The organism is Arthrobacter sp. SLBN-100, assembly GCF_006715305.1.
Taxonomy (GTDB): Bacteria; Actinomycetota; Actinomycetes; order Actinomycetales; family Micrococcaceae; genus Arthrobacter.
On the sequence record NZ_VFMY01000001.1, the window covers coordinates 1,781,375 to 1,805,701 of the forward strand.

A 24,327-nucleotide genomic window follows, 5' to 3' on the forward strand; every position below is an offset into this window, starting at 1 on the left:
TACCCCGCACACTACTCACCTTCAGGGTTTTGTGAAGGAGGTTGTTACACTCGCCGATGTGACCGCCTCCGACCCCCGCCTCGCCACCCGCCCATCCACCGGCCCGCTCTACGCGGCCGGATTCGTCACGGCCTTCGGGGCGCACAGCATCGCGGCCGGACTGGGCGCCCAGAGTGACAACATTGGCCTCACACTGCTTAACCTGGGCATCCTCCTGGCGCTGTACGACATCTCGGAGGTCTTCCTCAAACCCGTCTTCGGCGCCCTCAGCGACCGCGTGGGCCCGAAACCGGTGATCGTTGGCGGACTGTTTGGCTTCGCGGCGCTGTCCCTGATCGGCCTCTGGGCGGACCAGCCGCTGATGCTCGCGCTGGCCCGGCTGGGGCAGGGAGCGGCGGCGTCGGCATTCTCCCCGGCCTCGTCCTCCATGGTGGCCAGGCTGGCCCGCGGCGGCAAAGCGGGCACCTTTTTTGGCAGGTACGGGTCCTGGAAGAGCCTGGGCTACATCATCGGCCCGGTGCTTGGTGCCGGCCTGATCCTGGCTGGCGGGTTCCCCCTGCTGTTCGGGACCCTGTCCGCGATCGCGGTTGCTACGGCGGTGTGGGTCATGGCGGCCGTGCCACACCTGGAGCCGCTCCCCCGCCAGCGGTACACGGTGATGGACCTGGCCCGGCAGGTGGGCGAACGGCGCTTCCTGGTGCCCACGCTGGTGCTGGCAGCGTCCACGGCTGCGCTTGGCGCCGCAGTCGGCTTCCTTCCCGCGCTGGCCACCCGGCACGGGCTCGGCGCCGTCGCCGGCACGGCTGCCGTCAGTGTCCTCGCGGCCGGCTCTGTGCTGGTCCAGCCGTGGATGGGCCGGATGCGGGACAGCCGGCGCATCACTGACAACAGGGGCACGACGGCGGGCCTGCTGCTGATCGCTGCCGGCGTCGGTGTGTTGGCGCTGGCCCCAGGCGTGGTCACCATTTTCCTCGCCGCGGCCGTGATCGGTGCGGGCATCGGGGCTGTTACTCCGCTCGGGTTCGCCCATTTGGCGGATACCACACCGCCTGAGCGGATGGGACGGACCATGGGATCGGCGGAACTCGGGCGGGAACTGGGTGACGCCGGCGGCCCGCTGCTGGTGGGCGGCGTCGCCACGCTCACTGCCTTGCCCTTCGGGCTGGGTGCCCTGGCAGTGCTCGTTGCAGCGGCGAGCATCCCCCGCCTGGCCCCGGTCAAGCCGACCCAGCCCGACTGACTGCGGGTCACATGGGGTCCGGCGGGTTCCCAGCTTTTTGTGACACCCTTAACCAGTGACGATTTCGCGGCGTACAACCACCAGGACAGCCAGCAGGCCCGCTCCGGGCTCGGGGTTCCTGTTTGTGCTGGCCACACTGGCCTGCATCGCGGGATTGATCGCCACGTACCACTACTTCGTCCAGACCACCACGGGCCAGTTCATCGATGAATCCGCGCTCGTGGAGGCCGTCGCCATCCACGGGCCCGCAGGCAAGGCGAGCACCAAGTTCCTGGACCTGCTGCCCACCATCTCACTGGTGATGGCCGCCGTCGTGGTCCTGTTTGTCACGGTGATCCGCAAACACTGGACCGAAGCCGGCATCGCGGTGGCGGCCTGCGTCGGTGCGAACATTGCCACGCAGGTGCTGAAGGATGTGCTGCCATCCCGGCCAGACAAGGGGGTAGTGACGCTGGACCTGAACTCGCTGCCGTCCGGGCACACCACCCTGGCCGCGTCGGCAGCGGCCGCGGTGTTCCTGATGGCGTCGCCGCGATGGCGTCCGATGGCCGGTTTTGTGGGTGGTTCGTTCGCCATCGCTTCCGGGGTGTCCACCCTGATCAATCAGTGGCACCGGCCGGCCGATGTGGTGGCGGCATTCCTGCTGGTGGGCGCGTTTATCATTCCCGCGGGCTGGCTGATCATCCGGCGCGGGGCCTGGAACGCATGGGACGGCTTCGGCGCCCACCTGGGCTCGGCGAGGATCTGGCTCTCGCTGCCGGTGGTGATCGGGCTGGCGTCGGCGGCGGTGGCGGTGTACTCGCTGGCCCGGATCGCTCCCGGTCCCTGGCAGGAAACGAGTACCACCAACTATTTCTGGGCGGGCATCTCGCTGATCGTGATCGCCGGATACCTGGCCACCGTGGCCACCACAGCCCTGTTCGCCTACGCCGCACGACGGCGGGACTCGCCAGGGCGCTGACGTCACCCCCGCTTCCGGCCGGCCACGTGTAGGCAAGGAGCGGCCGGTCCAATCTTTTTATAACTTCCACCGGGCATCTTGTGCAGCGTGGCATGGCGTGTAGAACTGGACACGGCGGACCTGCGGGGGAAGGGCATTGATGCCCAACTGAAGTGGACGGACAGCGGACAAGAAGGGACTACTCGAACCCATAAGTAATGACCACCCCAAGCAAACAAGTAATCGCTACTGGTGTCCCCGGCCGAATAAATCACAACACTGGTGCAAACCGCCGCAACTGAATTGCAGGTTCGCAGATGATCGCATCAGGGCTCGCAGTAGACCAGACGATGGAAACTGTCCTCACCGGAGCGAAGACTTGCCGGCTCGAGGTGAGAATCATCGGTCCGCTCCGGATCCGGCGCGGGGAGACAGTCCTCGGGTACGGTCAGCTGGGCGGCCCAAAGCCCCGGCAAATTTTCGAACTCCTTTTGTTGAACCTTGGCGTTCCCGTTTCAAAGGACCGCCTGATTGACATCCTCTGGGCCGGACAGGCACCTGCCGAGGCGCTCCCCACCCTGGAGAGCTATGTCAGCGTGCTGCGGCGCCATCTGCAGCCCGGCATGGGCAAGGACGGCCCTTTGCGGACCGTGACAGGCGGCTACATGCTGGACAGGTCGCTGGTGGACCTGGACCTGGACCGCTTCGAGGCACTGGTGCGGGCGGCAGAATCCGCGGCGCCGGAGCGTGCCGTTGTGCTACTCCAGGAGGCCCTTGAGCTGGCTTCGGCCCCGCTGCTGGGCGAAGAACTGGTGCCGTTATGGGCAGAATCCGAGCGGGCCCGCCATGCTGCGCGCGTTTTCCGTGCCCGCATCCTGGCGGCAGAGTCGGCCCTGGCCCTGGGAAGAACCAAACTGGCCCTTATTTGCGCCAGGGAGGCCGTAACGGATGATCCGCTCAGCGAGCAGGCCTGGACCGTCCTGGTCCTGGGACTGGAGAAAAGTGGCCAGCCCACGGAGGCCCTGCGTGCCTTTGACCAATGCAGGCGGATCATGAACCGGGAGCTGGGCTGTAGTCCGGGTGCAGCCCTGCGGTCCATCTACGCCAGGCTGCTGGAGGCCACGACCCACGTCATCGCGCCCCCGGCCGCGCCTGTCCTGGACGATACACCGACAATTCGCGTCATGATCATCAATCGCCACCGGACGTTGACCGACCTGCTTGTCCTCGCCCTGGACCGGGAGCCGGACATGCTCAGTGTGGGGACGGCAGACTCTGCCCAATCGGGCGTTGATCTGGTCCGCGAACTGGCGCCCGACGTCGTCCTTCTCGGCAACCGCCTGCGCGATGATGACGGCATGGCAGCGGCGCTGCGCATTCTCGCTGATGCCCCCCATACGCGCGTCCTGATGTTGGCGGGAATGCCGACGCCCGAGATGCAACAGCAGGCAGCCGCCGCTGGCATCTCTGCATTCCTGCCCAAGGACGGCTCACTGGCCACGCTGTTAAGCGCCGTCAGGCGAAAGACTGCTGATGCCAGCATCAGTTGATGGCGCCGCGCCCGTAGGCGGGACTCACCAGGGCTGGGGAAGCAGCGGGGTTAGTCCGGGGAATTAAGGCGGGCAATCAACAGAGCCTCGGCGAGGATGGCGTTCTCGAAATCGCCCAGGTGGATCGACTCGTTCGCCCCGTGCGCCCGGGAATCCGGGTCCTCCGCCCCGGTGATGAGCACCTCCGCCCGGGGATACAGCTTGGTCAGGATGTTCACCGCGGGAATGGAGCCGCCCACGCCCATGCAAACGGCGGGCACTCCCCACGTGTCCTCCATGGCCGAGAGCATGGCCCGGGCAGCAGGCGAGGACGCGTCGCCGGCGAAGCCCTCGGTCCGGCCGGCGGGCGTGAAGGTCACGTCGGCACCGAACGGAGTATGCGCCTCCACGTGCCGCCGGACCGCCTCCATGGCAGCGGCCGTGTCACTTTCCGGCGCCAGGCTGAGGCTGAACTTGGCCCGCGCCACCGGCTGCAGCGTGTCCGAAGACATCGCTACCGAAGGAACGTCCATCCCGATAATCACCAAAGCCGGTTTGGTCCACAGCCGCGACGTCAAAGACCCCGTACCAGCCAGCGGCACCCCCGAACGCACTCCCGAGTCCGCCCGGAAATCCTCTTCGGACAGCAACGGCCCGGGCATCTCGGACGCCAAAAGGCCCTCGACGGCGACGCTCCCGTCGTCGTGATGCAGCGTGGCGATCAGCCGCGACAACACGGTCACCGCATCCAGCAACGGCCCGCCGTAGGTCCCGGAATGCAGCGCGTGGTCCAGCACCTGCACCTCGATGGTTCCCAAAATGAGCCCGCGCAGGCTCGTGGTGAGCGCCGGGACGCCCACCTTCCAGTTACCGGAGTCGGCCACCACCAGCACGTCGGCGGCGAGCAGGTCGCTGTGCTGCTGGAGCAGCAGCGGCAGGCTGGGCGAACCCGCCTCCTCCTCGCCGTCGATCAACACGGTGATGCCAAGCTCGAGGTCATCGCCCAGCACGCGCAGCGCGTTGCGGAAAGCGGCCAGGTGCAGCATCACGCCCGCCTTGTTGTCCGCCACTCCCCTGCCCCAGAGCCGGCCGTCCCGCTCCACCGCTTCAAACGGCGGGCTCTCCCACAGGGTGATGTCCCCGGCCGGCTGGACGTCGTAATGCGCGTACAGCAGCAGCGTCGGCTTGCCGTTCCGTGCGGGCCTGCGCCCCACCACCGCCGGCGCCCCCCGCCCGCCGTCCGGCCGGGATGCCTGCAGGATGTCGACGTCGGGGATCCCGGCCTCGTGCATCAGGCCGGCCACGTGCCGGGCAGCCGTATCCAGCTCGGCCGGGTCAAAGGAGGCCCAGGCCATCGCCGGAATCCGCACCAGCTCCGATAACTGGCCGACGGCGGCAGCAAAGTCCCCGCGCACCGCCTGCCGGAGCGGCGACAACAGGGAGGTGGTGGCAGGAAGCCGGCCCAAGGGTTAGCCCACCCCGTGGTGCTGGAGCCACATCTCCAGCAGCGCCAGCTGCCAGAGCACGTTGCTGTTCACTGCGGTCCGCTGCACATTCGGATTCGCCAGGAGCCCATCGATATAGGCGGGCTGGAAGAGCCCGCGCTGCTTGGCCTCGGGTGCATGAAGCGACTCGCGCACCATGCTGATGAACGGTTCCTCCAGGTGCCGGAGCGCCGGGACGGGGAAGTACCCCTTGGGCCGGTCCACCACTGCGGCGGGAAGCAGTTGCCGGCCCAGGTCCTTCAGTATCCCCTTCCCGCCCTGCGCGGCCTTGAGCTCCGGCGGGCAGGCGGCGGCGAGCTCCACCAGTTCATGGTCCAGGAACGGGACCCGGGCTTCGATTCCCCAGGCCATGCTCATGTTGTCCAGCCGCTTGACCGGGTCATCCACCATCAGCAGGTGGGTGTCCAGCCGGAGCACGGCGTCCAGCGCAGTCTCCGCGCCGGGCGCCTCCAGGTTGGCGGCCAGGACCTCGCTGCTCACATCGGACCCGCAGTACCACTCGGGTTCCAGGATATTCAGGAGCTCCTCATGGCGGTGGTCCACAAAGGTTGAGGTGAATACGGCCTGCGCTTCCGAACGGCCAACAGAAGCAAGAGGCTGGTGGTACCCGTACCCGCCGAAAATCTCATCCGCACCCTGGCCGCACTGCACCACCTTCAGGTGCTCCGCAACCGTGCGGGAGAGCAGGTGGAACGCCGTCACGTCATGGCTGGCCATGGGCTCGGACATCGCCTCTACGGCACCAGCAATGGAGGGGGCGAACTCCGAGGTGCTGATGTGCAGCTGCTCATGCCGGGTCCCGAACTCCCGTGCCACCAGGTCCGAATAGGCGAACTCGTTCCCCGAGTCGCCGCCGGCGCCGTCGAAACCGATGCTGAAAGTGGAGAGCCCGTGCTGGCCCTCCTCGGCAAGCAGCGAAACCAGCAGGCTGGAATCCAAGCCCCCGGAGAGAAGGACACCCACCGGCACGTCGGCGACCATCCGCCGTCGTACTGCCGTCTTAAGCGAGTCATGGACGGCATCCTGCCAGTCCGCGGCGGACCAGCCGGAGTGCTCCGCACGCCGCGTGTAGGAAGGTTTCCAGTACTCGCGGTCGTGCCAGGTCCCGTCCGGGCGGATGGTCCGGATGGTGGCGGCCGGCAGCTTCTGGACGCCGCGCAGGATGGTCCGCGGAGCCGGAACGATCGAGTGCCAGCTCAGGTAGTGGTGCAGTGCCACCTCATCGATGGACGTGTCGATCCCGCCCGAGGCCACGAGCGCGGGCAGGCTGGATGCGAAGCGCAGCCTGCCGTGCAGGTGGGAGACGTACACGGGCTTGATGCCCAGCCGGTCCCGGACCAGGAGGACTTCCTGGCGTTGCGGATCGTACAGGGCCACGGCAAACATGCCTACCAGGTGGTGGACGAAGTCCTCCCCCCACTTCCGGTAGGCCTTCAGGATCACCTCGGTGTCGCTGGTGGACCGGAAGGTGAACTCGGGCTCAAGTTCCCGGCGCAGCTCCTTGTAGTTGTAGATGCAGCCGTTGAAGGTGATGGCCAGGCCGCCCTCGTCCACCATGGGCTGGGCACCTGATTCAGAGAGGTCGATGATGCTGAGCCGCTGATGCCCCAGTGCAACCCAGCCCGCCTCCCACGCTCCCCGTCCGTCCGGTCCCCTCGACGTCATTGCCCCCATTATTTTCAGAACTGCCTCCGGGGAGGCGTGTCTTCCGTTAAAGGCGATTTCGCCGGCTATACCGCACATGCTGCTGTCCTCGTTTCTTGCGATTTACTGCGATCGGTGTGGTTCTTCACGGACCACCCTGATGGTCTTGAGCGTTGGATCGGCGGGATCCGGCAGGACCATGCCTGCCTCCACCCCGCTTCTGAGGTAGTCGATGGCGGCTTTGTTGATCCGTTCGCCGGGCAGCAGGATCGGAATCCCGGGCGGGTAGGGCGTGGCCATTTCGGCAGCGATGCGGCCCGGTGCTTCCTCGCAGGGGATGACTTCCACCGGCCCGAAGAACGCGTCCCGGGGCAGCATCACCGTCTCCAGGTAGAGCTCCTCCTCGGCAGGAATGACGACGGCGGGTGGCCGGGGCAGGCCGGGAGCGGCTTCGGTAAGTGCGCGGAGCCCGCCCAGAAGACGCTCCGCCGTCTCCTCGTCATCCGAAATCGAGATGACGGCTTCCGTCCGGCGGTGGTCGGTGGTGCCCATGTCGAGGCGGCAGTTTTCGCGCAGCCAGTCCGTGGCCTGGAACCCGCTGATGCCAAGGCTGGAAACGTCGATCATGATGTGGAGGATGTCCAGGTCGTGGGAGGCCTCGGCGTGGACCAGCTCGTCTTCAAGGACGTGCAGCCCGGGGAGCGCCTGGACGTCCCGGCGGAGTCCTTTGGCAAGTTCCAGCGCCTTGTCGATCAGGGCCTTGCCGTCCTGCACCATTTGCCGGCGCCAGCCGTCCATCGCTGCGTACAGCATCACGTTCGCGCTGGTGGTGGACAGCACATCGGCGCACTGGTTCAGCCGGACCGGGTCCACGAGGTTGCCCTGCAGGTGGAATATGGAGCCTTGCTCGAAGCCCAGCCCCATCTTGTGGACACTGACCACGCAGATGTCAGCCCCTGCGGACATGGCCCAGGTGGGGGTGTCCGGGTGGAAGGGCAGTTGTGCTCCCCAGGCCTCGTCAACGATCAGCGGCTTGCCCCGCTTGTGGCAGATCTCCACGATTGCCTCGAGGTCCGCGCAGGTGCCGTAGGGTGTGGGGCTGACGATCAGCGCGGCCGAGGCGTCCGGGTACCGCTGCCACATCTCCTCCACAGTCTCGGGTGCCGGCGGATGGGCCAGCTTCAGCTCGTCGTCCCACCGCGGCTTGATCCAGCGCGGCTGCAGCCCCGAGAGGACCAGGCCGGAAACCACGGATTTGTGCGCGTCCCGGCCGATCAGGAGTTCGCCCTCGCCGCGGGTCACGGCCAGGATTGCGGCCTTGATGGACAGGGAGCTGCCGCAGGTTGAGAAGAAGGCCATGTCCGCTCCCACGGCTTCGGCCATCAGCTGTTCGGCTTTGGACAGGTAGCCGTGGGAGGACTTCCGGTCGTCCAGGCCTGAGGAGGCAACGACGTCGGACTTGAAGCTCTGCTCCCCCAGCACCTCCAGCACCCGCCGATCGACGCCGCGGCCCTGGCGGTGGGCGGGGGGCGTAAACCCGTACCTGTCGAGTTTCTGGTGTTCGGCCAGCGCATCAAGCACCGGTGTTTCGTTCTGGTCCATGTGTCCTCCCGGATGGTTATCTAGGCACTCTGGTCGCTGGCCAGCAGCGGCATGCCCCTCAGCTTTTGAAGCGGTGTGGCCGGCAGGCTGCTGATGTGGACGGCGTCGGCGATGACATCGCACAGGCTGCCCGCTTCCGCGAACGCGGCCCGCTGGCGGGCAGCGCCGGTGCCCCTGGTCAACACCTGGAACAGCAACGACTCCACCACGTCGAACTCGCCCTGGCTCTTCAGCGCGGACTGGACATGGTCCAGCAGTGCCATGGCCACTTCGAAGGCGGGCCGGGGCTGGCCTGTCAGCGGGTCCAATAAGTCACCGTCAAGCCCGAAGCGCCCCGCCTGCCAGGAGGCAAGCCGCAGCTGCATGGCCGAGACAGGGGCGGGAGGCATACCATCGCGCCACTGCCTTGCCGCCGTCTCCACAAGGCCCCGTACCAGGCCGGCCAGGAGGACGGCGTCGTCGGCAAAAAGGCATACGTCCCCCACGCGCACTTCAATGGTTGGGTGGCGGTGGCTGAGCCTGGCGTCAAAGTAGATTTGCCCCTTGTCCAGGAGCACTCCGGAATCCAGGATCTCGTTGACCTGCCGGTGGTAGGCCTCGGCGGAGCCGAAGATCTCGCACGGTCCGGCGGTTGGCCACCGGTTCCACGCCTGGGAGCGGTAGCTTGCGTACCCGGAGTCCATGGCGTTCCAGAAAGGGGAATTGGCCGTGATCGCCATCAGCACCGGGAGCCAGATCCGGATCCGGTCCAGGACGGCCACGCCTTCCTCGTCCGACTCAACCTCCACATGCACATGGCAGCCGCAGGTCAGCTGTTCCACTGCCGTCAGGCCGAACCGCTCGATCATCCGCTCGTACCGCAGGCCCGGGCTGGTGGTGGATTTCACGGGAAGGGGTGAGGTGGCAAGGGCCACTGACCGGGCCCCGACTGCGCGGGCAGTTGAATCGGCGCTCACCCGCCGCACTGTAATGTCCTCGGCGAGCTCGTCCAGGCTGATCCTCGGAAGCGTGCAGGTCTCAATCTGTTCCTGCTTCATCTCCCTGCTCAGCCCGTCGTCATCGTTCAGGCGTTCCAGCAGTTCGCCCAGCGGCACTGCATGCCCGTCCGCGTCGTCGACGATGAGGAATTCTTCCTCAACGCCTACCCGGCGCATCACCACTGTCCCTTTGGTCCGGCATCTCCCTTGCATGGGGCGCACCGGTGGACAGGAGGAAAAACGAAAAGGTGGTTGGCCATCATTGCTCCTGGATCGAAACCCGTGAAGCGTTGGCTTAACTTCAGCGTCTCAACATACTAAGCATGCTTATTTCCGGTCCGCAAGCTGCAAAGCAGAGAACCGCCCCGAAGACCGCGCGTTTTGGCGCGCTGCTTGGGGGCGGTTCTCTTGCTTTTTTAGGAAGAAACTCTTAGCCGAGCGCGGGCCCGGCCAGGCTGGCATTGATCTCCGCGGTGACGGGCGACAGCGGCGTTGCCGGAACCAGCCGGGACAGGAACTTTCCGCGGGCTGCTTCGACAAAACCGCGGAACAGGCCGAATTCTTCGGGCAGCTCCTCCGGGTGCCACTGGATGCCCATGGTGAAGGTGCTGGCCGGGTATTCGATGGCTTCCACCACCTGGTCCTCGCTCCAGGCGGCGGCTGTGAGGCCCTCGCCCAGTTTGTCCACGGCCTGGTGGTGCGAGACGGGCACGGGTCCGGGGTTGGCGCCGATCAGCTGCTCGAGGCGGGAACCGGCTTTGATTTCCACAGGGATGCGGTTGAAGGTGTAGCCGCCGGGCTGGTAGAAGGCATTGCCAATAACATCGGGCAGGTGCTGGTGGAGGCTGCCGCCGAGCGTGACGTTCAGCAGCTGCTCGCCGCGGCAGATGCACAGCAGCGGAACGTCCTGGCGGATGGCCTCCTGGATGAGCGCCTGCTCCCAGGCATCCCGTTCGGCCCGGGGTGCGTCGGTTTCGGGGTGTGCTTCCTGGCCGTAGAGGGCCGGGTTGACGTCCCAGCCGCCAGGCACCACCAGGCCGTCGAGCCTGCCGACGAGCTGTTCAATCATGCCTGCCATCACGGGCTGCGGCGGCAGGAGGATGGGCATGCCGCCTGCGGCGATGATGGGTTTCAGGTACGTCTCGGGCAGGAAAGCCGCACTAACCGTGCCGCAACCTTCGGTACCTGCCTGCTCGAGGTAGGTGGTGAGTCCGATGACAGGATTCATCGCGGCGTCGGTGGTGTGCACTGTGGTCCCTCCAGGAAGATCTAACTGCCTCCAATTTTAGGGCCGAGGGCGGGCCGGAATGTTTCGTCAGTGTCAATTCCAGGTGTCAGGACGATCACACTTTTCTGCCCTATTCCTTATCCCCTGGAACCACCCGGAAACGGCGGTTCCGCAGGGTGGGGACGCGGGTCCGGACGGCCGCGATCCGCTCGGGCTCAAGCTGGGCAAAAACGACGCCGGGCAGCTCACCGGCGTTGGCGATCACCACCCCGAAGGGATCCACCACTATGGAGTAGGCCGTGGCCAGCGGTCCACACTGGTTGGCCGTCACCACGTACGAGGTGTTCTCGATGGCCCTGGCGCGCACCAGGGTGTTGAAGTGGTCCTCCTTGCCCGGGCCGACGATCCACATGGCGGGGAGCAGCAGGACGTTCGCTCCGGCGTCCACCAGGTAGCGGGCACTCTCCGGGAACCTCAGGTCGTAGCAGGTGAGCATGCCCAGGCGCAGCTGGCCATAGGAGAGCAGCTCCGGCAGGTCAATGGAACCCTGGCTGGTTCCATCGCTTTCCCGGTAGCCGAAGGCGTCGTAGAGGTGTACTTTCCGGTATCTGCCCTGGACAGCACCGGCGGCGTCGAGGGCCACCAAGGTGTTGAACGGAAGGCCGCCGGGGTTGGCCTCGGTGGTTCCCACGACGACGGGCAACCTGAGGTCCCGTGCGAGCGCGGCGACACCGCTGATAAAGGGGCCGTCCAGAGGCTCCGCCACGTCCGCCAGGACGGTGGAGGGTTCGGCGCTTGCGTAGAGACTGGTCTCCGGAAGCACCAGCAGGTCCGCGTTGCCCAACGCGGCAGCCTGCATCAGCCGGGCGATCTGCTTCAGGTTGTCTTGCGGCGCTTTGCCGGCACTGAACTGCCCGGAGGCGATCCTCACTTTAGTCCTCCTGCCACCGCGAAACGGCCCCTAGACAAAGGGTGGCACACCGGGGCCTGCGGCAACAGGCCCCGGTGGCCCCGTCCTGCGCAAACGTCGAAGAACTCTTGACAAAACCTTGACGGATTACCCCGGCGTACTTTGAGGCACGTCGAAGAAGCTATTCGTATCGGACCGAAACGCTTCAGATGGTCGACCGGCCGGTGTCAACCAGGACAGCTGCAAGGGTGCTGCGGTACCCCTGCACTTCGCGGCCAGCTGAAGAGGGTCCGCGCTGGCCTTCCTGAAACAGTCAGTCAGCTTTACAGCCCGATGGTGATGAAGTCCGCCTGACCGCTGCAAGCTCGGCTTTCCGGAAGGTCCCGTACCCACAGTCGCCAGCTCCCCCGAAGACTCCCCCCCGGCTTCGGCGGGAGCTGGTTTTGGTTTATCCGATGGTTCGTTCGCCTTCAACGCTGGCTAAGCGCCCTGCCGCGACGGCGGGCCGGCCCTCCGCAGACGCTCCGGCGGGTGCAGGTCGATGATCGGGAGGTGCCCGTCGGTGCGGATGGCGTCGCCGCCGCCGTTGCGGTGGTGGTAGCCGCTGGAGTAGTTGAGGATGATGTGGATCGACTCCACGGCGTTGGCCGAGCGGAGCGTCTCGATGATGAAGTCGCGTTCCTCGTCGGTGCGGTCGGCGATCTTGTGGGTGATCTGGAACGTGAACAGGGACAGTCCCACGCTTCGGTCGTAGGTCCCGGCGCCCACCCAGTCCACCGCCAGTCCGCCGGGCAGCCGCCACCCGGGCTGGCATTTCCAGAACCGGACGTGGTGCCGCTTCCGGGGATTCCCGTCGATTTCGCGCTGGAAGGCGAGCTCCTGCTTGTTGCCGAAGACGTAGAGCGAGCTCACCGGGGCGGTTGCGTAGCTGCGCCCCAGAACGGTGGACGTGAGGGTGCGCCATGCAGTGGCAGGCGTGATCGGATCCGCCTCCACCCAGCCCGCCGTCAGCATGGCCTGCCGCAGCTCCTCCTTCGGCCCCACCACGGCGAGGTTCACGGGATCGCCCAGGACGCCGTCGCCCGTCCTTGTCCGCCCGATGAAGTAGTCCGGGATGTACAGGCTGCTGAGGATCCTGTGGATGCGCGGCAGCAGGGCGTAGGCCAGGATCAGCCAGACCGGCAGGAACACCCAGGCCTGCTCAGGGCCGCGTGAAAGCCGGGCGAGCAGGAAGTAGTAGACGGCCCAGCCCACGGCGATGGTCACCGCCAGGTACAGGAGCCGCTGCAGGACCGCCAGGACCGTGGCCCACCTGCTTTGCCGGCGCACCACCGGACTGCTGGAACGTGAGTGGTCCGGCTCTTCCGGAACAGCCCGCCGGCCGCCAGGGGTCGTCACGGCAATTCTCCTTTCGGTCGCTCACCAACAGCCTAAAAGGTTGCCGGGGAAAGCTGGGCGTCCGGAGCTTACGCCGGCAGGTTCAGCTGCTCCACGATGATCCGCGCGGTCTCCGGGTCACCCAGGATCCGGAAGTGCCCGGCGGTAGGCAGCTCAATATTGGTGGCGCCCGGCAGGACGCTGCCCTCCGGGATGTGCGGATCGAACGGGCCGTAGATGGAGGTGATCCGGCTGTTGATGGTCTCCTCGCGGGCCAGCTGGAGGGTCAGGGCGTTGCTCGGCGAGAAGATCCGCAGGCTCGGCAGCAGCATGTACTTCGCGTAGCGGGACCCGGAAAACGGCGTGCACACGGCGATCATCCGCTCGATCCGCTGCTCGGGGTCCAGGTTCAGCATGGCGTACTTCCCGATCAGCCCGCCCTTGCTGTGCGCCACGATGGCGGCATCGCGCAGGCCCGCTTCCTCCAGGTGCTGCGCCACCATCCGGGCGGCGGCGGGAACGTTGAGTTTGTTGCGCTGCAGCACCGTGACCACGTGGACGGGATGGCCGGCGTCGTGGATTGACCGGATCAGCGGCATCATGAACTGCCAGTTTTCGTAGACGCCCGGGATGATCAGCACGGGATTGAGGTGGCCCTGATGGAAGGAACCCGGCTGCACCCGGGACACGGCGCCCTGCACCTGGCACATGGCGGCATAGGCATAATCGTGCAGCCACCACACGGCTTTTTGCACCGGACTGACCCGAGCGGGGATCCCCGTTTCACTCATCTGTTGAGGATAACCTCCACCCCCCTTGCCCTATCACTTTTGGTCCTCACCGGCGTTTGGGAACCAAAACTGATAGCGCAAGTGGAAGGGTCAGTAGTTCCGGCGGTGCTTCAGGCGGGGAATCACGACGGCGAACGCGGCCGCCGCTGCGAACCCGAGGATGCCGGTGGCTGAGATCCCCGCAGCCAGGGAGGCGAGGGCCGTCACGCCGGAGAGGAGCACCGGGCCGGCGGTGTTCCCGGCATCGGCCATAAACCGCCACAGCCCCAGGAACTGGCCGCGCCCCCGGTCCGGGGAGAAATCGGCCCCCAAGGTCATCACCAGCCCGGAACTGATTCCGTTGCCGAAACCGATCAGCAGTGCCGCCAGCAGGAGCCCCACGAAGGACCCGGTCAGCGGAATCAGCAGGAGTGCAACACCCATCAGCAGCGTGGACGGAACGGCCACAAACTGCCGTCCCTTCCGGTCCATCAGTTTCCCTGCAGGGTAGAACACCAGCATGTCGATGGCCCCGGACAACCCGTAAATCAGCGATGCGGAACTGGCATCCATGCCCAGGTGGTCCGCCCACAGCGGGATGACCACCTGGCGCGACGAACGCAGCGCACTCAGCAGCAGGATCCCCACGCCCACGCTGAGGAACACCTTCGCGTGGGACACCGCGACGCTGCGGAGGGTGGGCTCCGGACCCTTATGGCCGCCGTCGGACGCTCCCGCGACCTCCAGGTCAGGGATGGTGAGGGACAGCAGGGCAGCCCCAACCATGGCCACCACCCCCACCCAGTAGGCGCCGCCGAGGCCGGAGAACTGCATCACCGCGGCGCCCAGGAACGGCCCGATGAACACGCCGATGCGGTTCACCCCGCCCAGCGTGGACAGTGCCCGCGCCCGGAACTCCACGGGTACGGCTTCGGTGAGGTACTTCTGCCGGGCGAGTCCGAACACGGCGCCGGACATTCCGACGACGGCCATCGCCACCGCGAGCAGCCACAGTCCGTTGGGGATCAGGGAGGCAAGCCCGGCCGCGGCGAGCGCCAGGCCGGCAGCGACCGCGGCGCCCACAATGGCCCAGCGCTCGCCGAACTTCAGCGTCACCAGGGAAGCGGGCAGGTTGAAGAACCACGAGCCCAGCCCGATGAGCGTGACTATCAGCGCCGCGAGGGCCACGGAGGCGCCAAGGTCGCGCGCTGTCAGTGCCACCACCGGAAGAATGGCGCCCTGGCCGATCCCGAAGAGCAAGGTGGGGCCGAAAGCGGCCACGGCGATGGCGCGCAGGTTGAAAGGCTGGGGATCGTCCGGGGAAGTCATCAGATTTATCCTAGGGCGGCTGGCAGCGGGGCCTAGAAAGGAACTCATTTGGGGGTCACAAAACCCTTGCAAAGGACTAGCGTTTGCCTTATGGGTGCTGACTCGCGCCCGCAAACCAAAGGGGAGGTTCATTTCATGGGTGAAGTGTGGATCCGTACGCTCGGCAACGGGCTGGTCCGGGCAGCCAATGTCACCGAAATTTCATCCACCCGGGGATCCCTGCATGAGGACCAGGGGTATTCGCTGAAGGTTGTCGTGGACGGCAAAGGCCATGTCCTGATTGATGACAGCGACCTGCAGGGTGCGCCGGATGAGCGGCTCGAATACGCCCGGCATGTTGAAGACGCCCTGCTGCTGGCCATGGACGAAGCGCGTGACATCGGCGCGTCTGTGGTGATCTCCTACGAGCCAGAGCGCGAGCGCTGGTCATCAGCCCCGGTCTCAGTATTAACAGGAAGGCTTCCCGAAGTGGTCTGAACCCGCCCGGAACGAGGCGGGAAAGTACGACGGCGGCCGGCGGCGTTGTGCCGCCGGCTGCGGTTTCCGTTACCGGCAGTCGGCTTCAGCCGCCCCCCGTGGCGTCACAACATCAGCATCCACAATCGGTGTAATAAATACGTAACTGTTGCGTGGATCACATTCACCCCCTACTCTGAATGAGGCTGAAGAAAGAGGCCATTGCAAGAAGCTGCAGCGTCGCAGCCAATGCCGGGGAAGGCTTTACAACTTGAATTCCAAGCTCAACATTGTTGTCCGTGTAGATCTCGACCATGCGAAAGCACTGGTGATTGCAAAGGGGCATGTCACCGTCCACAGCGTTAATGCGCTTTATGTCGTGGTCAAGCGCGCCAATTCCATCAGACAGGGCCTGTACCTGGAGTTGGATATCTCTCATGCCTGGGTGGATGACGAGGCACTGGAGCAGCTGCAAACGTGCTCCGAGACCCATCATCTGCCGGCAAGGATCGATCCAGACCAAAAGCCGTGCACCATCAGTGTCCTGGCGCGGCGGCAGGAACGTACCACCTCACGGGCAGCACTGCTCGCCGCATAAATGTTTAGGCCAAGGCACTCGCAGCGTCCACCGATCGGGCCAGAGTGCCGGCCGCACACTTTTTTAGCTTTCAGACTTTCCACGGCCTGGAAGTGCAGCTGTATCCGAAGAGACGGGTAGCTGCACTCTCAGTCCGAGGAAACCCTTTACGCCGGAACCGGCAGCACGTCAGCGCCGGCTAGCCGTCGGCATGGGCGTCGAGCCATTCCTTCAGGGCCGGGGCGGGCAGCGGCCGGGCGAAGTGATAACCCTGCGCGAGGTCGCAGCCCATGGCCTTGAGGGTCTGCACCTGCACGGAGGTCTCCACGCCTTCGGCAACGGCCAGGATGCCAACCGCGTGCGCGAGGTCTATGCAGCTGGCCACGATTGCCGAGTCTCCGGAATCCGATCCGAGTCCATTGATGAAGGACCTGTCGATCTTCAGTTCGTCGATGGGGAACTTCTTCAAGTAGGTCAGGCTTGAGTAGCCCGTGCCGAAGTCGTCCACGGCGAGGCCCACGCCCAGGTTCTTGAGGGCCGTCAGCGACTCAAGGGCACCGTTGGGGTCTGCCATCAGGGCTGTCTCGGTGATTTCCAACAGCAGGTGGGAGGGCTCAACGTCCCGTAGCCGCAGGGCGCCTTCCACCACCGTCACCAGCTCCGGGTCACTGAGCTGGCGGGCGGACAGGTTGACGGCGAACTCGAGGCCCGCCGCGGGGCCGCCTTCCTTGCGCCAGCTCTCCGCCTGCCGGAGCGTTTCGCCCAGGACCCAGGCGCCCAGTGGGCGCACCAGCCCGGATTCTTCGGCCATGGTGATAAATTCCGACGGCGGCAGCAGCCCGCGTGTTGGATGCTGCCACCTGACCAGTGCCTCCACACCGACGGTGCGCCCTGTCTGCAGGTCCACCCGGGGCTGGTAATGCACTCGGAGTGCTCCTTCGCTGATGCCCCGGCGGAGTTCGCCCAGCGCGCGGAGCCGGTCCACGGTGGGATCAGATTCGGCCGGCTCGTGCAGTTCCCAACGGCTGCGTCCCAGTTCCTTCGCCCGGTACATCGCAATGTCGGCCCGGCGGATCAGGTCTTCCAGGCTTTCCCCGTCGCCCTCTGTGGCTGCCACTCCGATACTGGCGGTGGTGACTATTTCCAGGCCTTCGATCTGAATCGGCGTCTTGAGGACCTCCAGTAGCCCGCCCGCAAGGGCAGTGGCTTCCCGGGGACCGGCAAAGGTGTCCACCACAACGAACTCGTCCCCGGAAAGCCGGCCCACGGCACTTGTAGCAGGAGCGGCCGCAGCCAGGCGCTCCGCCACGGAGACCAGCAGATCGTCCCCGGCCGCGTGCCCCAGGCTGTCATTGACGGCCTTGAAGTGGTCGAGGTCAATAAACAGGACGGCCAACCGGTCCCTGCCCACAGTCCTGTGGTCCAGTACTGCGTCCAGTTTCGTCTTCAATCCTGCCCGGTTGGGCAGGCCGGTCAGGGCGTCATGCAGGGCGAGGTGCTGCAGTTCCTTTTCAGCCTCGGCACGGCGCGCTTCAGATTCCTCGGCAGCCCGGAGTGCCGCTACCAGTTCCCTTTCATACAGCCGGCGTTCGTGGGCGCTGAAGACGATCACCCGGACGCTGGCGGGCTCCTGCCCGGAGCCCTGCGACCGTGACGCCGAGAGCAGCGCCGCGCGGCGCCCGCCCTCGGCGTCGATGATCTCGACAGCAATTTCGGAGACGGCGCCGTTGATACCCAGTTCCGGGATGCAGTGGGTCGAATAGAGAATCTGGTCCCCAACGGGCATCAGGGACTGCAGCTTGGATCCGATCAGTTCAGGCCGGCCGTAACCCGTCCACCGCGCAAAGGTATCGTTGACCGCGGTGATGCGGCCGCCGTCGTCAGTTATCAGGTACCCGCACGGAGCCTGCTGGAACAGTGCCTCGAAATGGCCCGGGTCCTGCTCACGGGAACCTGTCACGGGCTGGCCGAAAGATATTGCAGGATCTCCCTTGCCGTGGCTTCCGGGGCGCTGACATGCGGGCAGTGGCCGGTGGCCTGAAGCTGCACCAGGGTGCTCCGCTCGAGGTGCTCGTGCACATAGGAACCCACTTCCGGCGGCACAAGCAGGTCCTCGGAGCATTGCAGGATCAGGCTGTCAGTCCCCACCTTCTCCAGCATGGGCCGGGTGTCCGAAAGGAAGGTGACCCGGGCAAAATGCCGGGCAATCGCCGGATTGTTCCGGCAGAAACTGCTCCGGAGTTCCTCCGAAAGCTCCGGAACTCCCGGGTTGCCCATAACCATCGGCGCGAGTGCCTCAGCCCAGGCGAAGTAGTTGCTGTCCAGGGAAGCGAGCAGGCCATCGATGTCCTCCTGCGAGAACCCGCCCACATAGCCATCGGCTGAATCATTGGTGTAGCGCGGGGATGGCGTCACCAGGACCAGCCGGGAGAACCGCTCCGGTTCCTGCGCAGCAGCGATTACCGCCACCATGGCGCTGACGCTGTGGGCCACCAGAATGACGTCTTTCAGGTCCAGCGCTTCGCAGATTTCCAGGAGGTCCGCCGCGTAGCCGTCCAGGGATCCGTACTTGTCGCGATCGTAGGCGTCCACGTCGGAGCGGCCCGCGCCCACGTTGTCAAAGAGCACCAGCCGGTAGGCATCGGAGAAGTAGGGCAGGAGCCTGCGCCACATGTCCTGGTCGCAGCCGTAGCCGTGCGCAAACATCATCACCGGCCCGTCCGCTCGGCCCGATTCAGTGACGTTGTTCCGCCTGACGACTGGCGAAACTGCTGAAGTGACTGTCCCGACCATGCCGCACCGGCCCCCAAAGGTAGTAAGTATGGTTATCTTGTGTTGCCCAAATATTAGCGGCGGGACGCCAAGCAATCCTAGGACTGGCGGCCGCGGCTTGATGGAATCTTTCCCCTACCCGATGATGGGCCGTTCCTCCGGGAGGCGGTACAGCCGCGGCCGGGCCGAAAGAGCCAGCGCGGAGGCAACAGTCACCGTGCCGATGCGGCCCGTGAACATCAGCGCCATCAGCACCCACTCTGCCGCGGGCGGAAGGTTGTAGGTGATGCCGGTGCTCATGCCCACGGTGCCGAAAGCGGAGATGGATTCGAACAGGACCTTCTCCAGGCTGTAGTCGGTGAACATCAGGAGCAGCATGGTTCCAATAACGACGGCGGCAACTCCCAGGAGTGCCACGGACAGGGCCTGCCGCTGCGAGGAGGAGCTGAGGGACCGGTGGGCGATGGTCACCTGGTCGCGGCCGCGCACTTCGTTCCAGATGGCGAAGCCCAGCACCAGGAAGGTGGTGATTTTGATGCCGCCGGCGGTGCCGGCGCTGCCGCCGCCGATAAACATCAGGATGTTGGTGACCATCAGCGTTTCCGGTGCTGCGGTGCCATAGTCGATGCTGTTGAATCCGGCGGTACGGGGAAAGACGCTGCCGGCGAAGGAGCCCAGGATCTTCCCGGTGAGGGAGAGCTGGCCGAGCGTTTCGTCCCGGTTCCATTCGAATGCCGCGAACAGTGCCATCCCGGCGATCAGGAGGAACAGCGTTCCGTAGATGGTCAGGCGCAGGTGGACGGTCCAGTTCCGGGGCCTGGTTTCGCCGCGAACGAGCTGGATGATCACCGGGAAGCCGAGCCCGCCGGCGATGATGGCCACGCAAATGGGGGTGATGATCCAGGGGTCCTCGGCGAAGCCGATGAGGCTGTTGCTGTAGACCGAGAAGCCGGCGTTGTTGAAAGCGGAGACAGCGTGGAAGATGCCGTGCCAGAGGGCTGTGCCGAGGTTCTGGTCATAGGCGATCCAGAACCGGACCGTCAGGACCACCGCTGTCGCAGCCTCGAAAGTGAGCATGATTTTCGCAACCCGGAGCAGCACTGCCCGGACGTCGCCGAGGTTCAGGGTGTGGGTTTCCGACTGGGCCACGAGCTGGCCGCGCAGGCCGATGTTCTTGCGGACCAGCAGCGCCAGGAGGGTAGCCAGCGTCATGATGCCGAAGCCGCCCACCTGGATGAGCGCCAGGATGACCACGTGCCCGAACGGGGTCCAGAACGTTGCCGTATCCACAGTGACCAAACCCGTGACGCAGACCGCCGAGACCGAGGTGAACAGGGCGTCCATCAACCCGCCGGCTTCGGATTCGGTGCGTGAGGCGGGGAGCATCAGCAGTGCCGCACCAATGATGATGACCGTCAGGAAGGCGACAGGAACAGCCCTGACCGGGTGGGTCAATATCCTGCGGAGGAAGTTTGCCTTCCGGCCCTCCTTTCCGTTCTGGGCGTCCCGCAGCATCTTCCGGATGGCGGTCACGCTGGAGGCATCGGGACCTGTCGCGTCAGGTTCCGATGGCGGGAGGCTCCTTCGCAGGCTCATCCGACGTGGATGCCCGGCCGGCGCTCCGGGTCGGGTTCGTTTTCGCGGATGATTTCCCGGACCACCGGGGCGGTGTCCCCGCGGCCCAGGAGCAGGTAGCGCATCAGGTGGGCCAGGGGGTTGCCTTCGGACCATTCGAAGTAGGCGTGCGGTTTGACTCCGGTGCCGTCCCGCAGTGCCAGCAGGATGGCGGCGATGGCGTTGGGCGCGGCGGGGCTTTGGGCCCGCAGGATGCGGTGGCCGTCCACTTCCACGCCGCGGACCTGCAGCGTGTCGCTGAATTCTGACGGGTCGGTGATGTCGATTTCCAGGAAAATGACATCAGCGGTGCCCGGCACGGGGTTGTTCCCCCGCTGTTCTGCTTCCTTGTCCGCATACTCTGCGCCGTTGCGCGCCTCGGGCCGGTTGGCGATGAGGTTGATCCGGCCGTCGTACTCCAGAGTGTCGCTGATGAAGCGGCGCGCGTCGTCGTCGAACTCTATTCTGTCCACGCGCAGCTCCGTGGTGCGGCTGATACGGGAGACGAGCGAGACGGCAATGATACCCAGGATGAAGAACCCGGAGATGGCCAGGCCGTCAGGCTTTCCGATGACGTTGGCGGCCAGGGCGTACAGCATCACCAGGGTGAGCACCGCGAAGCCGATGGCGGCGGCCTGCTGTTTGCGCCGGATGGCGGAGATGGTGACCGCGATGGCGCCGGAGACCATCATGGCCAGGATCCCGGTGGCATAGGCGCCGGCCTGGGCGTTCACATCGGCGTTGAAGCCAATGGTGATAAGTATGCTGATGGCGGTGTAGACGAGCACCACCGGACGGACCGCGCGGGACCAGTCCGGGGCCATGCCGTAGGAGGGCAGGTACCGCGGGACGATGTTGATCAGGCCGGCCATGGCCGAGGCTCCGGCGAACCACAGGATGAGGATGCTGCTCACGTCATAGACGGACCCGAAGCCGTTGCCCAGGCGTTCGTGGGCCAGGTAGGCCAGGGCGCGGCCGTTGGCCTCTCCGCCGGTTTGGAATTCCTCGGCGGGGATCAGCACGGTGGTGACGAAGCTGCTGCCCAGCAGGTACACGCTCATGATGAGTGCCGCCGTCGTGAGCAGCTTGCGGGTGTTGCGCACCCGGCTGGCCAGCTTTTCCTCAGGGGTGGCGCCCTGGGAGGAAACCAGGGGCATCATGCTGACGCCGGTCTCGAAGCCGGAGAGTCCCAGGACCAGCAACGGGAAGGCCATCAGGGCGGGACCCACGATGCCGCCCGGCCCGCCTCCGGCGGAGGCCAGGGCGTCGGTCCACGTGCTGAGCGCGCCGGGGGTTGCGAGGACCTCCGCGATTCCAGCCACGATGATGACGGCGTTCAGCACCAGGAACACGGCCACCAACGGAATCGCGACGGCGACGGCTTCGGAAAAGCCCATCAGGAACACGGCGCCAAGCACCAGCAGGAAGAAGACCGTGATGCCTACTGCCTGGCCTTCCAGGAACGGCGGCAGGTACGGGTTCTCGAGCAAGTGCACGGTGGCGTCAGCCGCAGAAAGGGTGATGGTGATGATCCAGGAGGTGGCCACGAAGCCAAGCAGGACCAGCACAAAGACCTTCCCCCGCCAGAAGGGCAGGAGCCGTTCCAGCATCGCCACGGATCCCTGCCCGTGCGGACTTTCCCTGGCCACCCGCCGGTACATGGGCAGCATGCCCAGAAGCGTCAGGGCCACGATGAGCATGGTGGCCAGCGGGGAGAGGGCGCCGGCCGCGAGCGCAGCGATGCCCGGCAGGTAGGAGAGGGTGGAGAAGTAGTCCACGCCGGTAAGGCACATGACCTTCCACCAGCCTTGCTGCCCGACGTGGCTCTCGTTGGCCTCCGGGCCGATAGGCTGGCTGACCCGGTGTTCCAGCAGCCACTTGGCTAGCGCGTTGCGCGGCTCGGTTTCAAGTTCCGGGTTGGGGACGGTGGCGGGAAGGGAGTACCGGGCGGAAGCCGTCAAGGACGTGTCTTTCTTTGGTGCCCGTCACGGGCAACAACTTTCCCGGCTCCAGGCGCGATGCTGTGCTGATAACCAACGGAGCCTAGCACCGGGCCAACCGCCTCCCGGGGCCAATTCCGGGGATCTTAACGCTTTCTTAACGCCTGGCGTCAAGGAATCCGGTTTAGTCCTCCACGAACTCCAGCAGGTCACCGGGCTGGCAGTTGAGGACGCGGCACATTGCTTCAAGCGTGCTGAACCGGACGGCCTTCGCGCGTCCGTTTTTGAGTACCGCCACGTTGGCGGGCGTGAGGCCCACGCGGTCGGCGAACTCCCCCACGCTCATCTTCTGCTTGGCCAGTTCGACGTCGATGCGCACCACGATGGGCATCAGATTACCGCTTCCATGTCCGAGCGGAGGTCCGCGGCCTGCCGGAGCAGGGCGCGGAGCACCACCACCACCAGGCCGACGGCGGCACCCGCTACCAGCGTCAGGATCAGCAGGAGCGGCACGCCGGGGTCATCGGCGTTCAGGACCACAATGGCGGAGAACACCGCGAGCATGGTCCAGGCCGCCCCGATGGCCCACAGGATCGCGTCCACCCACACAAAGGCGCGCCTGCTGAAGATCTGGTCTTGCTTGACCATGGTGAGCAGCTTCCAGGTGCTGACGATCACCACCTGGACGCAGGCCACTTCGAGGATGGCGAAGACGGTGAGCGGCCACTGGAGGTACGCCCGCTCCGGGTTTTCCGCTGCCATGTGGGCGAACTGGCCAGGCAGGGACATGACCTGAAACAGGACCAGAAGCAGGAACGCCGCCACCAGGACGATCCGGAGGGCGATGACTGCCAGGTGATTGATCTTCATGCATTGAGTTTCAGTTAATACCTATCGAAAGTCAATCGATCCCGGTCCTATATCCGTCCCCCATGCCAACCTGCAGATTAAGGGTTGTACTGGCAGTACCTGTTTACGGCGGGCGTTGTGCTGTTACCTAGACCATAGGCCCCGACCTTTTTCCCAGTAACAGAAACAAGCGAAGTGAGGAACGAATCATGGCTACCTGGCTCATCACAGGATGCTCCACCGGACTCGGCCGGGCCCTTGCCCAGGCGGTGCTCACTCACGGGCACAACTCGGTTGTCACCGCAAGGGACGTCACCACCGTGCAGGACTTCGCTGACGCTTTCCCAGGCAATGCGCTGGCACTGCCCCTCGACGTCACAGACCGCGCACAGGTCAACTCGGCCGTGGAACAGGCAAAGGCGCGCTTCGGCGGCATCGACGTGCTGGTCAACAACGCCGGCTACGGGTACCGCGCGGCCGTAGAGGAAGCGGACGACGCCGATGTGCGGCAATTGTTCGACACGAACGTTTTCGGGGCGGTGGACATGATCAAGGCAGTCCTTCCGGACATGCGCGCGCGAAGGTACGGGTCCATCGTGAACATCTCCTCGATCGGAGCCCGCATCACCCCGGCCGGATCCGGCTACTACTCCGCCACCAAGGCTGCCCTGGAGGGCATCTCAGGGTCGCTACGCAGGGAACTGCAGCCGCTGGGTATCAACGTCACCGTTATCGAGCCCGGCGCGTTCCGCACAGACTTCGCCGGCCGCTCGCTGACTCAATCGGCCTCGCCGATTGAGGACTATGCAGAGACGGCCGGGAAGCGGCGCAAGGAGAACGACACGATGCACGGCAACCAGCCGGGCGACCCCGCCAAGGCGGCGGAAGCCATCCTGGCAATCGTGGGCAGCCCCAACCCGCCGTCGCTGGCAGTGCTGGGTGAAGACGCTTTTGCCGCCTTCACCGCAGTAGCGGACGCCCAGCGCGCCGAACTGGACCAGTGGCGGGACCTCAGCCTCAGCACAGCAATCAACGGCTAACCCGAGCCACAGCAAGCTGGCGTGATCA

At 65.6% G+C, this 24,327-nt stretch carries 21 protein-coding genes; 6 read left to right on the plus strand and 15 right to left on the minus strand.

Annotated features, from left to right (window positions below):
* Positions 1 to 58 precede the first annotated feature (58 nt).
* From FBY31_RS08300 to FBY31_RS08310, 3 genes are all read left to right on the plus strand, one after another.
* Positions 59 to 1,240, plus strand: a complete 1,182-nt coding sequence (locus FBY31_RS08300) for an MFS transporter (RefSeq protein WP_235012975.1) — start codon at positions 59 to 61, stop codon at positions 1,238 to 1,240.
* A 55-nt stretch (positions 1,241 to 1,295) separates the two neighbouring features.
* Positions 1,296 to 2,201 carry a phosphatase PAP2 family protein gene (locus FBY31_RS08305; protein ID WP_142039221.1) on the plus strand — a complete coding sequence of 302 codons (906 nt, stop codon included), beginning with the start codon at positions 1,296 to 1,298 and terminating at the stop codon, positions 2,199 to 2,201.
* Positions 2,202 to 2,497: 296 nt separating this feature from the next.
* Positions 2,498 to 3,730 carry a BTAD domain-containing putative transcriptional regulator gene (locus tag FBY31_RS08310; RefSeq protein ID WP_142039224.1) on the plus strand — a complete coding sequence of 411 codons (1,233 nt, stop codon included), beginning with the start codon at positions 2,498 to 2,500 and terminating at the stop codon, positions 3,728 to 3,730.
* 50 nt (positions 3,731 to 3,780) lie between these two features.
* Here the strand turns inward: FBY31_RS08310 and FBY31_RS08315 are convergent, their stop codons facing one another.
* The 9 genes from FBY31_RS08315 to FBY31_RS08355 all read right to left on the minus strand — a co-directional run bounded on the left by FBY31_RS08315 (position 3,781) and on the right by FBY31_RS08355 (position 15,051).
* A complete protein-coding gene (locus FBY31_RS08315) occupies positions 3,781 to 5,175 on the minus strand; it encodes a M20/M25/M40 family metallo-hydrolase (RefSeq protein ID WP_142039227.1) in 1,395 nt (464 codons plus the stop codon).
* Positions 5,176 to 5,178: 3 nt separating this feature from the next.
* On the minus strand, positions 5,179 to 6,957 hold the full coding sequence (locus tag FBY31_RS08320) for an N-acetylglutaminylglutamine amidotransferase (RefSeq protein ID WP_142039230.1): 1,779 nt from the start codon (positions 6,955 to 6,957) through the stop codon (positions 5,179 to 5,181).
* Between the two features lie 24 nt (positions 6,958 to 6,981).
* Positions 6,982 to 8,460, minus strand: a complete 1,479-nt coding sequence (locus FBY31_RS08325) for an aminotransferase class I/II-fold pyridoxal phosphate-dependent enzyme (RefSeq protein WP_142039232.1) — start codon at positions 8,458 to 8,460, stop codon at positions 6,982 to 6,984.
* A 20-nt stretch (positions 8,461 to 8,480) separates the two neighbouring features.
* Positions 8,481 to 9,614 carry a glutamate--cysteine ligase gene (locus FBY31_RS08330; protein ID WP_142045175.1) on the minus strand — a complete coding sequence of 378 codons (1,134 nt, stop codon included), beginning with the start codon at positions 9,612 to 9,614 and terminating at the stop codon, positions 8,481 to 8,483.
* 253 nt (positions 9,615 to 9,867) lie between these two features.
* A complete protein-coding gene (locus FBY31_RS08335; RefSeq protein WP_142039235.1) occupies positions 9,868 to 10,686 on the minus strand; it encodes a gamma-glutamyl-gamma-aminobutyrate hydrolase family protein in 819 nt (272 codons plus the stop codon).
* 109 nt (positions 10,687 to 10,795) lie between these two features.
* Entirely contained in the window at positions 10,796 to 11,596 is an 801-nt protein-coding gene (locus FBY31_RS08340) for a carbon-nitrogen hydrolase family protein (protein WP_142039237.1), read from the minus strand.
* A gap of 459 nt (positions 11,597 to 12,055) precedes the next feature.
* Positions 12,056 to 12,973 (minus strand): LssY C-terminal domain-containing protein, encoded by a 918-nt coding sequence (locus FBY31_RS08345; RefSeq protein WP_235012976.1) that lies wholly within the window; start codon positions 12,971 to 12,973, stop codon positions 12,056 to 12,058.
* Between the two features lie 68 nt (positions 12,974 to 13,041).
* Complete coding sequence (locus tag FBY31_RS08350; RefSeq protein WP_142039243.1) at positions 13,042 to 13,743, minus strand: esterase/lipase family protein; 702 nt, start codon at positions 13,741 to 13,743, stop codon at positions 13,042 to 13,044.
* 90 nt (positions 13,744 to 13,833) lie between these two features.
* A complete protein-coding gene (locus FBY31_RS08355) occupies positions 13,834 to 15,051 on the minus strand; it encodes an MFS transporter (protein WP_142039246.1) in 1,218 nt (405 codons plus the stop codon).
* A 135-nt stretch (positions 15,052 to 15,186) separates the two neighbouring features.
* Between FBY31_RS08355 and FBY31_RS08360 the strand changes: the two genes are divergently transcribed.
* Both FBY31_RS08360 and FBY31_RS08365 read left to right on the plus strand, forming a co-directional pair.
* Positions 15,187 to 15,528, plus strand: coding sequence for a hypothetical protein (locus FBY31_RS08360; RefSeq protein WP_142039249.1), 342 nt, complete (start codon positions 15,187 to 15,189; stop codon positions 15,526 to 15,528).
* Positions 15,529 to 15,778: 250 nt separating this feature from the next.
* Positions 15,779 to 16,105, plus strand: coding sequence for a hypothetical protein (locus tag FBY31_RS08365; protein ID WP_142039252.1), 327 nt, complete (start codon positions 15,779 to 15,781; stop codon positions 16,103 to 16,105).
* A gap of 178 nt (positions 16,106 to 16,283) precedes the next feature.
* Here the strand turns inward: FBY31_RS08365 and FBY31_RS08370 are convergent, their stop codons facing one another.
* The 6 genes from FBY31_RS08370 to FBY31_RS08395 form a co-directional block, all read right to left on the minus strand.
* Positions 16,284 to 18,044, minus strand: a complete 1,761-nt coding sequence (locus FBY31_RS08370; protein WP_142039254.1) for an EAL domain-containing protein — start codon at positions 18,042 to 18,044, stop codon at positions 16,284 to 16,286.
* The gene (locus FBY31_RS08375) at positions 18,041 to 18,877 is read right to left on the minus strand and encodes an alpha/beta fold hydrolase (RefSeq protein ID WP_142039257.1); all 837 of its coding nucleotides are present in this window, start codon (positions 18,875 to 18,877) and stop codon (positions 18,041 to 18,043) included. Before FBY31_RS08375 ends, FBY31_RS08370 begins: the two co-directional genes overlap by 4 nt.
* A gap of 114 nt (positions 18,878 to 18,991) precedes the next feature.
* Positions 18,992 to 20,371 (minus strand): potassium transporter TrkG, encoded by a 1,380-nt coding sequence (locus FBY31_RS08380; protein ID WP_142045177.1) that lies wholly within the window; start codon positions 20,369 to 20,371, stop codon positions 18,992 to 18,994.
* 77 nt (positions 20,372 to 20,448) lie between these two features.
* Positions 20,449 to 22,431: an APC family permease gene (locus tag FBY31_RS08385; RefSeq protein ID WP_142039259.1), complete on the minus strand. Its 1,983-nt coding sequence runs from the start codon at positions 22,429 to 22,431 to the stop codon at positions 20,449 to 20,451.
* A gap of 163 nt (positions 22,432 to 22,594) precedes the next feature.
* On the minus strand, positions 22,595 to 22,801 hold the full coding sequence (locus FBY31_RS08390) for a helix-turn-helix domain-containing protein (protein WP_050054145.1): 207 nt from the start codon (positions 22,799 to 22,801) through the stop codon (positions 22,595 to 22,597).
* A complete protein-coding gene (locus FBY31_RS08395; RefSeq protein WP_142039261.1) occupies positions 22,801 to 23,280 on the minus strand; it encodes a DUF2975 domain-containing protein in 480 nt (159 codons plus the stop codon). Before FBY31_RS08395 ends, FBY31_RS08390 begins: the two co-directional genes overlap by 1 nt.
* Before the next feature lie 188 nt (positions 23,281 to 23,468).
* Between FBY31_RS08395 and FBY31_RS08400 the strand changes: the two genes are divergently transcribed.
* Positions 23,469 to 24,299, plus strand: a complete 831-nt coding sequence (locus FBY31_RS08400) for an oxidoreductase (protein ID WP_142039264.1) — start codon at positions 23,469 to 23,471, stop codon at positions 24,297 to 24,299.
* Positions 24,300 to 24,327: the final 28 nt, after the last annotated feature.

Coding starts and splice junctions, on each gene's coding strand:
- FBY31_RS08310 (WP_142039224.1), top strand. CDS start 2,498: ATGATCGCATCAGGGCTCGCAGTAGACCAGACGATGGAAACTGTCCTC.
- FBY31_RS08320 (WP_142039230.1), bottom strand. CDS start 6,957: ATGTGCGGTATAGCCGGCGAAATCGCCTTTAACGGAAGACACGCCTCC.
- FBY31_RS08325 (WP_142039232.1), bottom strand. CDS start 8,460: ATGGACCAGAACGAAACACCGGTGCTTGATGCGCTGGCCGAACACCAG.
- FBY31_RS08330 (WP_142045175.1), bottom strand. CDS start 9,614: ATGCGCCGGGTAGGCGTTGAGGAAGAATTCCTCATCGTCGACGACGCG.
- FBY31_RS08350 (WP_142039243.1), bottom strand. CDS start 13,743: ATGAGTGAAACGGGGATCCCCGCTCGGGTCAGTCCGGTGCAAAAAGCC.
- FBY31_RS08355 (WP_142039246.1), bottom strand. CDS start 15,051: ATGACTTCCCCGGACGATCCCCAGCCTTTCAACCTGCGCGCCATCGCC.
- FBY31_RS08360 (WP_142039249.1), top strand. CDS start 15,187: ATGGGTGAAGTGTGGATCCGTACGCTCGGCAACGGGCTGGTCCGGGCA.
- FBY31_RS08375 (WP_142039257.1), bottom strand. CDS start 18,877: ATGGTCGGGACAGTCACTTCAGCAGTTTCGCCAGTCGTCAGGCGGAAC.
- FBY31_RS08380 (WP_142045177.1), bottom strand. CDS start 20,371: ATGCTGCGGGACGCCCAGAACGGAAAGGAGGGCCGGAAGGCAAACTTC.
- FBY31_RS08390 (WP_050054145.1), bottom strand. CDS start 22,801: ATGCCCATCGTGGTGCGCATCGACGTCGAACTGGCCAAGCAGAAGATG.
- FBY31_RS08395 (WP_142039261.1), bottom strand. CDS start 23,280: ATGAAGATCAATCACCTGGCAGTCATCGCCCTCCGGATCGTCCTGGTG.
- FBY31_RS08400 (WP_142039264.1), top strand. CDS start 23,469: ATGGCTACCTGGCTCATCACAGGATGCTCCACCGGACTCGGCCGGGCC.